Source organism: Porphyrobacter sp. THAI-01a, assembly GCF_056868655.1.
In genome coordinates this window covers 2,461,191-2,474,332 of sequence record NZ_CP180579.1, presented here as the reverse complement: position 1 = coordinate 2,474,332, position 13,142 = coordinate 2,461,191, and the positions used below count along the sequence as shown (strand labels likewise).

Genomic DNA, 13,142 nt, shown 5'->3' with positions numbered 1-13,142 from the left:
CTTTCATGTTTCGCGAAGGTCGGCGCGCGCATCATCACAGCATGCGCCGCAGGACATTATCCTTGAGCAGGAGATGGTGACGCAGCGCCGCGGCGATGTGCAGCACGGCGAGCGCGAGGAACAGCCAGCCGAGCAGCTCGTGGCCCTCGTGTCCCAGCGCGTAGAGCGGGTCCTCGCGGGTCACCGGAAGCTTCGGCAGGTCGAACAGGCCGAACCACGTCAGGGGATACTTGCCCGCCGATGCCATGATCCAGCCCGTCAGCGGCATGGCGAGCATCAGGGCGTAGAACAGGAGGTGCGTCGCCTTGGCGGCGAGCACTTCCAGTCCGCTCATCGCCGCAGGGTGGGGCGGTGCCGTCCAGGTGAGGCGCCAGGCGATCCGCACCAGCGTGAGCGCAAGGACCGTCATGCCGGCCGCCTTGTGCAGCGGCATCAGGTTGACCACGTCCTTGAGCGCGTCGTGCAGCAGCCCGCCCGCGATGTTGCCGAGCACCAGCGCCGCGATGATCCAGTGCAGCGCGCGCGCCGTGCGGTTGTAGCGATCGGCCCGGTCGGCTGAATGGGCAAAGGTCATCGCATCCACGGCGGGTTCTCCTCAGGGTCGGCCGGAGTTGGGCAAGGCCGGTGCCCGGGCGGCGTGATCGCCATCCCGGACACCGGCCTCATGCCCCCGGATAACCGGCCAGGGCCTAGAAGAAAAGGATCGCGCCCGCAGCAATGCTGCTGCTTTCCGCTTCGTTGCCGCCGTGGGCCTTGCTGGTCGCGCGGGTGTATTCGCCGATCAGCGTGACCCAGTCGGTGAGGCCGTAGCGGACCTGGCCGACATAGCTGGAATTCTTGCGCACCAGCGTGTTGCCCGCCGCAATCTCGAAGGCGGTGCGGTCGAGATTGCTCTCGCCGTAGCTTGCGCCCAGCGAGACCTTGCCGAAGGTCGCGAGGCCCTGGACATAGAACCCGTCGCTGCCCCGCGGATTGCCCCGCGCGTCGGTGTCGAGCAGGTTGAGCACCGTCGTCCCGAGGCCCTTGGCGGTGTACCAGTTGGCGACCGCCGCGAAGGGCCCGACCGAAACCTTGCCGCCCAGATCCATGCCGCGCCCGGTATAGGACACCAGCCCGCCCGCGCCCGCACCGATGGTCTGGTGCTTTTGCGTGACCCCCGAGGCCCACAGGCGCAGCCCGACCTTGTCGAAGGTCTTGTCGAAGGTGACCTTGCCCTGGAAGCCGGGCGCGGTGTTGGTCTGCGCCGGGGCGGTGAGCGACTGGAGCGGCTGGAACACCCCGACCGAGGCCTGGAACCCGCCGAAGTTCGGCGTGGTGTAGGTGATCTGCGGCTGGAAATCGGTGTAGATATAGCCCGATCCGATGCGCCCCAGGGTGGTGTTGCCCGGCGCGACATTGCCGCCCGGAGGGCCCGCGGCGAGCAGGGTGATGTCGTTGAGGATCGCCTCGGAGCCGAACAGCCCGATGTCGCGTCCCATCTTCACCGTGCCGAAGCCGCCGCCGATGGTGAGATAGACCTGGCGGAAGTCGATCCCGGCGGTCGCGAGCGCGGTCGGCTGGCCGCCGCTATTGGCGCCGAGCGGGCCCCAGACGGCCGAATTGATGCCCGGATACATTCCGAAATGGGCGCCGATGTCGAGCCCGGCCTGCTTGGTCGTCACGTCGATCAGCAGATAGCCGGGAAGCAGGCCGTTGCGCACCGCGTTCGAGCTGTCCGCCCCGACCGAGGCGATGCCGCCGGCGACCGCGGTGGTCGGGCCTGCGGTGTCGGGGTTGTCGTTGACGTAATAGGCGTTGATCGAGCCCGAGAACTTGATCGTCGCCGGGCCGACTTCGAGGCCGATGCCCTTGTCGGTCATGCGCACCACGCGGCTCATGTCGAGCGCGCCGGCGGCGGTGTCCTGGGCGGCCACCTGCGGAGAGGCGGCGGGAGCAGCGGCCGGGGCCGCGTTGGTCTCGGCCATCAGCGCCGCATATTCCTCGTCGGTGAGGATGCCCTTCTCGTGCAGGCGCTGGAGCAGCTGCTGGGTGGCGGTCGACTGCGCATGGGCGGGCGCCGCGGCGGCCCCCATCGCCAATGCGGCCACGGCTGCGTGCAGCAGAAATCTGGATCTCATGTCCTTCCCCCTTGTTCTTTGTTCTCGTGCCGTCCCTTGCGGCCCACGCGATGCTGCGCCCGAGCGGTCCGCGCCGAAATTGGACTTTGGTCGTCCGACTTTGGTCTGAGATGACGGGGCGGCGGGCCGCGGTGGCAGGCCGGCAGGATCAGCCGTCGATGCGGGGGAAGAGTTCGGCCTCGAGCCGCGGGTAGAAATGCGACACCGAGCGGGTCAGTTCATAACGGGCCGCCGCCATGCCGGCAAAGCGCGCCGGGATCGGCTGGTTCGCGGCCTCCGCCATATCGAGCCCGCCCGCCACCGCCTCGCGCAGCGCGGTCTCGAGCCAGGCGAGCCAGTCGCGGGTCTGGGCGATCGCCGCGCCGCTGCGGCACAGGGGGCCGTGCCCGGGCACGCATTGGCGGTGCGGGGTCGCCGCGAGCCGCGCAAGCGCCGCCTGCCACGGGGCGAAGGCGGCATGGGGGGTCGCGGGCGCCCGGTCGTGGAACACGAGGTCGCCCGCGATCAGCGTCCCGGATGCCTCGTCGAGGATCGCGAGATCGGCCTCGCTGTGCCCCGAGAGAGCGAGCAGCCTCAGGCTGCGGCCGCCGAAGACCACCGCGCCCTCGGCGGCGGCGGCGGCAGGCAGGATCACCTCGGTGCCGGCCATCCAGCCGTGCAGCATCCGGTACATCGCGTCCGAAAAGCCGCTACCGTCGCGTTCGAGCTCGGCCCGGGTGCCGGGCAGGGCGTGGATCTCGGCTTCGGGGAAGGCGCCGCTGCCGAAGCTGTGATCCGGGTGAAGGTGGGTGATGTAGACCCGCGCCACCGCCTGCCCCGTCAGCCGCCGCGCCAGCGCTCCGAGCGCAGCGCCGAAGGCGAGCGAGGGCCCGCTGTCGACGATGATCGCGCCTGCATCGCTCGCCATGATGACGCTGTTGGCGATCGCGCCGCCGTTGGCGAAGCCGAGCGCCTCGTCGGCGCCGCGCACCATCCAGATGCCCTCGCCGATGGGGGTCGCCTCGGGCGCATAGGTTCCTGCGAAGAGCTCGGCGCGCGCGGAGAAGGGCGCCGCCGCCAGCGGGAGGGCGAGCGCGCCGAGCAGCAGCCCCCGCCGCGCGATCATCGCGTGGCCGCCGCCGCGACCCTCGCGCCGCTTCCCGCCGCGAGCGTGCCGGCGAACTCGAAGCCGCCCGTGTCGCGCGCCGCCACCGCGAGGTCGCCCGCCAGCCCGGGGGCGAGCAGCATGGTGAAGGATGGGTCCTCGCTGACCGATCCGTGCACGGTCATGCGGGCGAGGAGGCGGCCTGCGGCGTCGGACACCGTCAGCTGGTCGATGTTGTAGGCCGGGATGTTCTCGACGAGGCCGGTGTCCATCGGATGCCGGAACGAGAGGCGCAGGCGGGTCTCGCCGGGTGCGCTCCACGCTGCCCCGCGCAGCTCGCCGAGGTGATCGGCCCAGTCCCCTCGCACGCGGCTCAAGGGCGGCGCCGAGCAGCCGCCGCCCGCGGCATCGACCCAGTCGCCTGCGACGTGCCACACTCCGTCGGCGGTGAGCACTGCGGCGCGCACCGGGGTGCGCTGGTCGAGCTTGATGCGGGTGGCGATGAAGGCCTGCGCGGCGAGCGGCGTGTATTCGACCGCGACGGGAATCGGGTTGAGGTCGGCGAAGATCACGATCCGCACCACTTCGCCCAGGGCGCGGGCATCGACGGTGACGGGCATGACGTGCTGGTTCTCGGTCAGGACAGGCAGAGCGACCTCCACCCGAGGATCGAACACCACGGGTGCGCCGGCGAACAGCTTGCCCGCGTGGTATTCCCACATCGGCGAGCCCAGCGGGTCGGCCGGCGGCGTCTGGGACTGCGCGGCGACCGGAGCCGCCAGCATCGCGAGCGAGAGAAGTGTACGCATCATACCATTGGACAATGTATTCCTGTCGCCCGCACGGGGCATATTGTACCTTGGACCAAGAGGGGACGGGGATGCACAGGGCAGCGATCGTGGCGGGCATGGCGGCGCTGGCGCTGGTGGCAGTCGCCCAAGCCAGCGAGCCGCAGCCGCAGCCCCGCAGCGCCGAGCCTACGCTGTTCGATGCGCAAGGCTACCGCGCCGCCCGCTACCGTGCGCCGGTCAAGGCCGATCCCGCACCCGCCGCCGCCATCGGTCTTGCCGAGGCGCTGGCGCTCGAACCCGGCCGGGACGCGCTGTTCCTCGATGTCATGCCGGTCGAAGGCGGGGTGCGCGATCCGGCCACTGGAATCTGGACGCTGAGCACCGGGCACCTCACCATTCCCGGCGCCCTGTGGTTCCCCGAGACCGGCCGCGCCCCCGTCGATCCGGTGCTGTGGCAGGCGCTCGAGACCGTCGTCCGCGAGGCCCGCCGCACCGCGCCGGACAGGCCGGTGATCCTCTTTTGCCGCACCGATTGCTGGATGAGCTGGAACGCCGCGCGCCGCCTCGCGCTGCAAGGCGTGCCCAATGTCCATTGGCTCGCCGAGGGCACCGACGGCTGGCACGCCGCGGGCCGCCCGCTCGCAGCCGCGACCCCGGTCGCGGTTCCCGCTTCATGACGACAACAACAGGAGGAGACCGTTAACATGGCCAATCTGGTGGTGAGCTACCCGCAAGCCGAAGGGGCGCGCTTCGATGCCGCCTACTACCGCGACACGCACATCCCGCTGGTCGAGGATAGCTGGGGCGGCCTCGGGCTGACGGGGTCGGAGATCCTCTGGCCCGCCGACGCGGCACAGCCGGCGGCCGCGATGGTGGTGCTGCGCTTTGCGGACAGCGCGGCGATCGATGCCGCGCTCGCCTCGCCCGCCACGGCGGCGGTGATGGCCGACATCGCCAACTTCACCGATATCCAGCCAAGCATCTACCGCACGGCCTGATCCCTGGGGGCGCGGGTGCAGGCGATCCCGTCCTGCCCCGCGCCGCCCGCGACCCTCAGCTCTGCTGCTTGAGGTAGTTGATGATTTCCTGACGCTTGGCCGCGTCCTTGATCCCGGGGAAGCTCATGCGGTTGCCCGGCACCAGCGCCTTGGGGTTCTCCAGCCACTTGTGCAGGGTCGGCTCGTCGAGCACGAGGCCCGCGCCCTTGAGCTGTTCGGAGAAGGCGAAGCTGCCCTTGGCGGCAGGCTTGCCGAAGACCCCGTAGAGATTGGGGCCGAGCTTGTCCTCGCCGCCCTTGTCGGCGGTGTGGCACACCGCGCAGCGCCCGAAGCTTGCGGGCGGGGCGACGGTGGCGGCGACCTTGACCACCTCGGCGGCAGGCGCTGCGGCGGGCTTTGCGGCAGCGGCGGGTGCGGCGGCGGCAGCCTTCTCGGGCTCGACGGCGGGGCTGGCTTCCGGAGCCGGAGTGGCCTCGGCGGTCGCATCGGCGACGGGCGCGTCGGCTGCGGGGGCAGTGTCCGCAGCCGGAGTTTCGGTCGCTGCGGGTTCGTCGGCGGCGGGCTCGCCGCCGGAACATGCCGCGAGAGCCAGGGCCAGGGCCAGCGAGCCGCCGGCGGAGAGCTTGCGCAGTTTCATGTTGATCCTCCCTCGAAAAATGTCGTTCGTTGGGCGTGACAATGACAGTTTCCCTGCCCTCCCGACATTGCACCTTCGGACGAAGTCAGAACCGGAGGCCAAGGCCCAGCGTGAACCTGCGCGGCGCGCCCGGGCCAAAGGCGCGCGGGTCGGAGGCGTCCGGCGCTTCGGCGAGATCGACCTCGTCCACCTCGCTGAAGGTGCCGAAGGTCGCAAACTCGCGGTCGAAGACGTTGCGCACCTCGCCGAACAGCGAGACGCCCTTCACCACCTCGATCCGCCCGCGCAGGTTGAAGACGACATAGCCGGGCACCTCGGGGTTCTGGTTCGCCTCGTCGCCGAAAAGCAGCAGGCCCGAGCGCGCGACCATGTCGCCGCCGATCGCGAAGCTGCGCGTGCCGATCCGGCCTTCGTAGTCGGCAGTCAGGGTGGCGCTGTGGCGGGGAATGCCGGTCAGCCGGTCGCCCGCTTCGACGAAGATCTCGCCCTCGTCGCTCGCCTCGGGGTTGGCGGGGCTGCTGAGCGTGACCGGCAGGCGGAAGGTCGCATCGATGAAGGCGTAGCTCGCCCCGATCCGGAAACCGCCGCGCCGCACGCCGAGGCTCGCCTCGAAACCCTGCCGCCGCGTGCGCCCGATATTCTCGAAGAAGCCGCGCCCGCGGGTGCTGGAGGCGATGAACTGGATGTCGTTCACGTTGGTCGCGCGGTAGGCCGAGGCCAGCCAGTCGATCTCCCAACCGCCCGCCCGGTGGCTGCCCGACGCGCCGAGCTCGAAAGTCTTGGCGACCACCTGTTCCAGTGGCGGATCGGCGATGAAGAAATTGGTGAGGCTGCACGGCGCGTCCTCGTCGGCGCAGGAGAGCTCCGCCTCGGTCGGCACGCGGTTGCTCTCGGCATAGCCTGCACGCAGCGTCACCTCGGGCGTCACCGCCCAGTCGAGTTCGATCCCCGGATTGAGGCGGCTGAAGGAATGGTCGCCGTTCAGCGCCGTGCCGATCTGGTCCTCGAGCACGATCCGCGCATGGTTCCAGCGCAGGCCGATTTCCGCCGTCAGCGTCTCGCCCAGCGGCAGGGTGTCGCTGGCGAACAGGCCCCAGAAGCGCGAGCGGGTTTTCAGCTCCACCGGGGCGATGGCGTTGTCGGCCTGGTCGATGAACACGCCGAGTCCCTCGACGCTGCGATCCTCGGTCAGGGCGCCGAGTTCGGTCGAGGCGGCGAAGTCGTTCTCGCTCGAATCGTAGCTCGCGCCCAGCACCAGCCGGTTGGCACGCGCGCCCATGTCCTGTTCGGTGATGATCTGCGCGAGGAAGCCTTCCGAGCGCGAGCGGATGCTGCCGCGGTTGAAGACGCCGTAATCCCCGCCGTCCAGCACGTCGCCGATCACATTGCCCGCCCCGTCGGTCAGCAGCGCCTGCTCCTCGTCGCCGTCATCGCCGACGCTTTCGAGGCACAGCAGGCCGGCGAGCGCCGGATCGTCCTCGCATTCCTCGATGTCGGCGGCATCGCCGTTAAGGAGCGATGCCTTGCGGCGCTGGCGGTAGAGGGTCGCCTCGAACCGCAGGCCCTCGCCGATCGCCAGCCACGGGTGGAGGCTGATGCGGCCATAGGAATTGCGCTGGTTGTCGGGCCAGGTGAACACCGACTGCCGCCGCGCCTCGAGCAGCTCGACCGGGGCGACGCCGTTGCCGGTGAGGTCGGTATCGGCCCCGATGGCCTTGAGGTGCAGCCCGGCGCGCTCCCCGTCATAGCCGACATCGACGAAACCGTTGACGAGGTCCGAGGGGCTGAAATCGCGCCATCCGTCTTCCTCGCGGTACTGCACCGCGCCGAACCAGCTGAACCCGCCGATCGCATCGCCTGCCGAGAGGCTGAGATCGCGCTCGCCGAATGAGCCGATGGCGGCCGCCGCCTCGACACCCTGCTCTGTTTGCCCCGTCGCGGTCTCGATCACCAGTGCGCCGCCCAGCGTGTTGAGCCCGTAGACCGGGCTCGCATCGCGCAGGGTCACGCTACGGATCGCGGCATCGGGGATCAGCTCGAAATTGACCGTGTCGCCGAAGGGCTGGTTGAAGCGCGCCCCGTCGACATAGGCGGCAAGCCCCTGCGCCTGCCCGACCAGCGGCGAGGCGACATAGCCGCGATAGACGAGGTTGGGCTGCCAGGGGTTGTTCTGCGCGTCCTGCGCGGTGACGCCGGCGAAATTGCGCTGGAGCGCGGCGAGGAGGTCGGGTGTGCCGGCCACCGCGATGTCGCGCCGTTCCAGCGCCAGCGCGTCGTCGAGATCGATGTTTCCGCCCGGTGCGGTGACGATGATCGGCGCGTCCGGAGCATCGACCGACGCCGCGTCCTCCGCCTGTGCCACCGCAGGAACGACGCACGCCGCCCCCGTCAGCAGAAATGCTGCAACCCTTCGCACTTCCCCTCCGTTCCGGCCGTCTGTCGCGGCCATCTTCCCTTTTCTTGTGTCCTATTCCGCCAGCACGACTCCCCAAGGCCCTTCGCCGGCGGGAATGCGGGAGACCACCTGCCCTGTGGCGAGTTCGACCACTGCGACATCGTCGCTGGTGCCGTTGGCGACCACGGCGCGTGTGCCGTCGGCGGTGATGGCGAGGTGCCAGGGGCGTCCGCCGGTGTTCACGTAGCCGCGCACCTTGCGGGTCTCGACATCGACCAGCGCGATGGAGTCCGCCCGCCCGAGCGCGATCACGGCAGTCTTGCCGTCGGGCGTGAAGCGGATGCCGCAGGGCAGCACCTTGTAGGGCATGGCCCCGGGCGGGGCGAAGGGGATGGTCTCGACGATCTCGCGGCTGGCCACGTCGATCACATGGACCGTCTGCCCGATCTCGGCGGCGATCCAGACGTGGCGGCCATCCGGGGTGAACTCGATGTGCCGGGGCCGCGCATCGGTTTCGATTTCGGCGACGGTCTCGCGGGTGACGACGTCGATCCAGCTGACGGTGTTCTCCTCCTCGGAGGCGACCAGCAGCCACTTGCCGTCGGGGCTGACCGCGATGCCTTCGGGCTCCTCGCCCACCTCGACCTGCCAGGCGACCTTGCGCTGCCCGAGGTCGATGGCGGTCGCGGCCGCATCGTCCTCGTTGGCCACGAACAGCGTGGCGCCGTCGGGGGAGAGGAAGAACTGCTCGGGATCGTTGCCCGCCGGCATCACCGCGACCAGCGCGCCGGTTGCCGCGTCGCGGATCTCGACCGCGTTGTCGAGGCTGGCGCAGATGTAGAGATACCTGCCGTCCTTGCTCAGCAGGATCCCGCGCGGGCGCTGGCCGACGTCGAAGGTGGCTTTCACCGTGCCGCTGGCGATGTCGATCACGCTGACCGTGCCGCCGCGTTCGTTGCTGACATAGGCCGTCTGCGCGGCGGCGGGGACGGCGAGAGCGGCAGCAGCCAGACAAAGGGGCATGCGACGGAATATCATGGCGACCATCCTACAGACCCCCTTTCGCCCCGCGATTGTACCAAAGTGCAATGGGGATTCGGGGGCTTACGCGTAATCTGATGGCACGGGAGAATGTCGCTGCGCGAATGGCGCGGCACCTGAGGCACGAAGGGGTTTGTGAGATGAAAAACTACGCCGGACGCATCCTGCTCGGTGCGGCGATCGCCTCTCTGGCGATGGCGGCCGGGCCCCAGATCATGGCCCATGGCGATGTCACGCCGCAGGCCGTCGACACATCCGACCTGCCCGACATCGGCGAGGCCTGGCTCGAGAAGAACCCCTACAGCGGCAACGCCCGGGCGATCGAGATCGGTACTTCGGCCTACAACCAGAACTGCGCGCGCTGCCACGGGCTCGAGGCGATCTCGGGCGGGATCGCACCCGACCTGCGCTATCTCGAACTCGGCGAGAGCGGCGACCAGTGGTTCATGGAGCGCTATCGCCACGGGTCGAGCCATGACGGCAAGGTCTATATGCCGCCCTTCGGCGACGTGCTCGGCCAGAAGGCCGGCTGGGCGATCCGCGCCTTCCTCGAAACGAAGTACACGGAAGAGTAAGGTGGCCGATAACCGCAGGGGATTCCTCGCCGGCATGGTCGGCGCGGGCTGCGCATTGGCGCTTTCAGGGCCGCTGGGGGCAGCGCCGCTCGCCAAGGTGCGGGAACTCGGCGTCCTGCGGGTCGGTCTCTATGCCGACAACCGGCCGTGGTCGTGGGACCGGGGCGGCGGGCAGCCGGCCGGAATTGACGTCGATCTCGCGCTCGCGATCGCCGAGCAGCTCGGCGTGAAAGCCGAGATCGCGCTGTTCACCGCCGACGAGGAACTCTCGGACGACCTGCGCAACGTGATCTGGCGCGGCGGCCTGCTCGGCTTCCGCCGCTGCGACCTGATGCTGCACGTGCCCTTCGACATGCAGTTGTCGGCGAAGGAAGACCAGGTGGTCTTCGTCGCGCCCTATTACCGTGAGGAATTCACTGCGCTCTGCTCGGCGCAGACACGCGACTGCGACCAGCCGCCGCAGCGTTTCGTCGGCAGCAAGGTCGGTGCGGAGCTGGATTCGATCCCCGATTTCTACCTCGTCGGCGGGTTCGGCGGGATCCTGCGCGGCGATGTCCAGCACTATCCCACCGGCCATGCCGCAGCCCTGGCGGTGCATGAAGGCGAGGTCGAGATGGCCGTCGCTACCCGCGCCCAGATCGAGGCCTCGATGGCCGATAGCGCCGGCAGCGGCGCGAAGCTGCGCAAGAGCCCGCTGCCGATGATCCCCTCGTCGGGCTGGGATATCGGCATGGCGGTGCGCGAGGACAGCCGCACACTGGGCTTTGCGGTCGAGGACATCGTCGCGCGCATGGCCGCCGACGGGCGCATGAAGGCGCTGTTCGCCAAGGCCGGCGTTACCTGGCAGGCGGCCGCCGCGACGAAGGCTATCGGATAGGCAGCCCGCCTAGTTCCAAGGTTCAATTGTTGCCGCTGGCACGGGGGCTAGGCTTGGATTTCCTGGTGGGGGTGTGACCCGCTCGGGCCCTTCGCGGCCGGTCGGGGACAAAGAGAAGAGACGAGGAGGGAATGATGAAGGGCTTGACCAATATTCTGGCCGCAGGCGTCGCGCTTGCCGGCCTCGCGCTGACCGCACCGGCTCTGGCCGAGGACGGGCCGACGATGGACCAGCTGATGAACGACGCCGCGACGACCGGCGACGTGCTGACCTACGGCATGGGGCCGCAGCAGCAGCGTTTCAGCCCGCTGGCGCAGATCAACACCGACAACGTCGCGCGCATGGTCCCGGCCTTCGCCGCCTCGCTGGGCGGAGAAAAGCAGCGCGGGCAGGAATCGCAGCCGATCGTCTATGACGGCGTGATCTACGTCACCGGCTCCTATTCGCGCCTCTTCGCCTTCGATGCGCGCACCGGCGAGAAGCTGTGGGAGTACAACCACCGCCTGCCCGACGGCATCATGCCCTGCTGCGACGTCGTCAACCGCGGTGCGGCGATCCACGGCGACAAGGTGATCTTCGCCACGCTCGATGCGCGGCTCGTCGCGCTCAACCGCAAGACCGGCAAGGTGATCTGGAACAAGATGACCGCCGACTACAAGGCCGGCTACTCCGCCACCGCAGCCCCGATCATCGTCAAGAACCTCGTCATCACCGGCAATTCCGGCGGCGAGTTCGGCGCGGTCGGCGAAGTCCAGGCGCGCAATGTCGACACCGGCGAGATCGTGTGGACCCGGCCCGTGATCGAGGGCCACATGGGCACCCTCAACGGCAAGGACAACGGCATCACCGGCAAGACCAACGCCACGTGGGAAGGCGATCTGTGGAAGACCGGCGGCGGGGCGACCTGGCTTGGCGGGACCTATGACCCCGACACCAACCTCGTCTTCTTCGGCACCGGCAACCCGGCCCCGTGGAACAGCCATCTGCGCCCGGGCGACAACCTCTACACCGCCTCGACCCTCGCCATTGATCCCGACACCGGGGTGATCAAGTGGCACTACCAGACCACCCCCCACGACGGCTGGGACTTCGACGGCGTCAACGAGTTCATCCCCTTCGACGGCGAGTTCAAGGGCAAGAAGATGAAGCTCGGCGCCAAGGCCGACCGCAACGGCTTCTTCTACGTGCTCGACCGCACCAACGGGAAGCTGATGAACGCCACGCCCTTCGTCATGCAGCCGACCTGGGCGAGCAGGATCGACCTCAAGACGGGGCGCCCGGTTTACAACGACGACAACCGTCCCGGCGCGCCGGGCACGGCGGACAAGGGCAAGTCGGTGTTCGCCGCGCCGTCCTTCCTCGGCGGCAAGAACTGGATGCCGATGGCCTATTCGCCCGACACCGAGATGTTCTACGTCCCCTCGAACGACTGGGGCATGGACATCTGGAACGAGCCGATCGCCTACAAGAAGGGCGCGGCCTATCTGGGCGCGGGCTTCACCATCAAGCCTATCGCCGAGGACCACATCGGCGCGCTGCGGGCGATCGATCCCAAGACCGGCAAGATCATGTGGGAATACAAGAACAAGGCCCCGCTGTGGGGCGGCGTCCTGACGACCCGCGGCAACCTGGTCTTCACCGGCACCCCCGAGGGCTACCTCAAGGCCTTCGACGCCAAGACCGGCAAGGAGCTGTGGAAGTTCCAGACCGGTTCGGGCGTGGTCGGTTCGCCCGTCACCTGGGAACAGGACGGCGAGCAGTATGTCGCGGTCATGTCCGGCTGGGGCGGCGCGGTGCCGCTGTGGGGCGGCGAGGTCGCCAAGACCTTCAAGGAAATCAGCCAGGGCGGCTCGCTCTGGGTGTTCAAGCTGCCCAAGTGAGGGCAAGCGCAGACGGGGGGCGGGGGCCGAGGCTCGCGTCCCCCTCTGCTGCGTCCTCTTGCTCCGCCGGGTTCAGGCGATAGAGATATCCCATGACCGAAGCGCCGCCTTTAGAACGCGTTCTGATCGTCGATGATCACGGGCTGATCCGCGACGGCCTCAGCGCCATCCTGCTGTCGAGTTTCCCCGACTGCGCCATCGCCGAGGCCGGCAGCTTCGCCGAGGCGCTCGCCGCGCTCGAGACGATGCCCGACCCTGACATGGTGCTGCTCGATCTCAACATTCCCGATGCATCGCGCTTCTCCGCGCTGGAACAGCTGCGCGCCGATTTCCCGAGCCTGCCGGTGGTGATGGTGTCGGGCTCCTACGACCGCGTCACGGTGCGCGATGCACTGGCGGCAGGCGCTGCGGGGTTCCTGCCCAAGACGCTCGACCGGGCGACCATCCTCGATGCGATCGGCCAGGTGCTGATGGGCGAGATCTACGCCCCCGGCGAGCTTCAGAGCGACCCGCTGGCGGACGAGGAGGAGGAGAAGATCCGCAAGCTGATCGACAGCCTCACCCCGCAGCAGCGCGTGGTGCTCGGGCGGCTGGTGGCAGGTCGGCTCAACAAGCAGATCGCCCACGAGCTCGACATCTCGATGACGACCGTCAAGGCGCACGTCTCGGCAATCCTGTGCAAGCTCAACGTCTTCAGCCGCACCCAGGCGGTGATCCTCGCCAATCGGGTGAATTTCGAGGGCTAAG

At 69.0% G+C, this 13,142-nt stretch carries 13 protein-coding genes; 6 read left to right on the top strand and 7 right to left on the bottom strand.

Annotated features, from left to right (window positions below; all coding sequences use genetic code 11):
- Window positions 1-34: 34 nt before the first annotated feature.
- The 4 genes from ACMX37_RS11950 to ACMX37_RS11935 all read right to left on the bottom strand — a co-directional run bounded on the left by ACMX37_RS11950 (window position 35) and on the right by ACMX37_RS11935 (window position 4,010).
- Window positions 35-574 (bottom strand): cytochrome b, encoded by a 540-nt coding sequence (locus ACMX37_RS11950; protein ID WP_483148403.1) that lies wholly within the window; start codon window positions 572-574, stop codon window positions 35-37.
- A 115-nt stretch (window positions 575-689) separates the two neighbouring features.
- The gene (locus ACMX37_RS11945; protein ID WP_483146138.1) at window positions 690-2,117 is read right to left on the bottom strand and encodes a porin; all 1,428 of its coding nucleotides are present in this window, start codon (window positions 2,115-2,117) and stop codon (window positions 690-692) included.
- 148 nt (window positions 2,118-2,265) lie between these two features.
- A complete protein-coding gene (locus ACMX37_RS11940; protein ID WP_483146137.1) occupies window positions 2,266-3,222 on the bottom strand; it encodes a quinoprotein relay system zinc metallohydrolase 1 in 957 nt (318 codons plus the stop codon).
- Complete coding sequence (locus ACMX37_RS11935) at window positions 3,219-4,010, bottom strand: quinoprotein dehydrogenase-associated SoxYZ-like carrier (protein WP_483148402.1); 792 nt, start codon at window positions 4,008-4,010, stop codon at window positions 3,219-3,221. Before ACMX37_RS11935 ends, ACMX37_RS11940 begins: the two co-directional genes overlap by 4 nt.
- Window positions 4,011-4,081: 71 nt before the next feature.
- Between ACMX37_RS11935 and ACMX37_RS11930 the strand changes: the two genes are divergently transcribed.
- Window positions 4,082-4,669, top strand: coding sequence for a rhodanese-like domain-containing protein (locus ACMX37_RS11930; RefSeq protein WP_483146136.1), 588 nt, complete (start codon window positions 4,082-4,084; stop codon window positions 4,667-4,669).
- Between the two features lie 27 nt (window positions 4,670-4,696).
- Complete coding sequence (locus tag ACMX37_RS11925) at window positions 4,697-4,990, top strand: EthD family reductase (RefSeq protein ID WP_483146135.1); 294 nt, start codon at window positions 4,697-4,699, stop codon at window positions 4,988-4,990.
- A gap of 55 nt (window positions 4,991-5,045) precedes the next feature.
- Here the strand turns inward: ACMX37_RS11925 and ACMX37_RS11920 are convergent, their stop codons facing one another.
- From ACMX37_RS11920 to ACMX37_RS11910, 3 genes are all read right to left on the bottom strand, one after another.
- Entirely contained in the window at window positions 5,046-5,627 is a 582-nt protein-coding gene (locus ACMX37_RS11920) for a c-type cytochrome (RefSeq protein ID WP_483146134.1), read from the bottom strand.
- Window positions 5,628-5,712: 85 nt separating this feature from the next.
- Window positions 5,713-8,076, bottom strand: a complete 2,364-nt coding sequence (locus ACMX37_RS11915) for a TonB-dependent receptor (protein WP_483146133.1) — start codon at window positions 8,074-8,076, stop codon at window positions 5,713-5,715.
- Between the two features lie 18 nt (window positions 8,077-8,094).
- Entirely contained in the window at window positions 8,095-9,060 is a 966-nt protein-coding gene (locus ACMX37_RS11910; RefSeq protein ID WP_483146132.1) for a PQQ-dependent catabolism-associated beta-propeller protein, read from the bottom strand.
- A 143-nt stretch (window positions 9,061-9,203) separates the two neighbouring features.
- Between ACMX37_RS11910 and pedF the strand changes: the two genes are divergently transcribed.
- The 4 genes from pedF to ACMX37_RS11890 all read left to right on the top strand — a co-directional run bounded on the left by pedF (window position 9,204) and on the right by ACMX37_RS11890 (window position 13,141).
- Entirely contained in the window at window positions 9,204-9,638 is a 435-nt protein-coding gene (gene pedF, locus ACMX37_RS11905; RefSeq protein ID WP_483146131.1) for a cytochrome c-550 PedF, read from the top strand.
- Between the two features lie 34 nt (window positions 9,639-9,672).
- Window positions 9,673-10,515, top strand: coding sequence for a substrate-binding periplasmic protein (locus ACMX37_RS11900; protein ID WP_483148401.1), 843 nt, complete (start codon window positions 9,673-9,675; stop codon window positions 10,513-10,515).
- 134 nt (window positions 10,516-10,649) lie between these two features.
- A complete protein-coding gene (locus tag ACMX37_RS11895; RefSeq protein WP_483146130.1) occupies window positions 10,650-12,395 on the top strand; it encodes a methanol/ethanol family PQQ-dependent dehydrogenase in 1,746 nt (581 codons plus the stop codon).
- A 92-nt stretch (window positions 12,396-12,487) separates the two neighbouring features.
- On the top strand, window positions 12,488-13,141 hold the full coding sequence (locus ACMX37_RS11890; protein ID WP_483146129.1) for a response regulator: 654 nt from the start codon (window positions 12,488-12,490) through the stop codon (window positions 13,139-13,141).
- Window position 13,142: the final 1 nt, after the last annotated feature.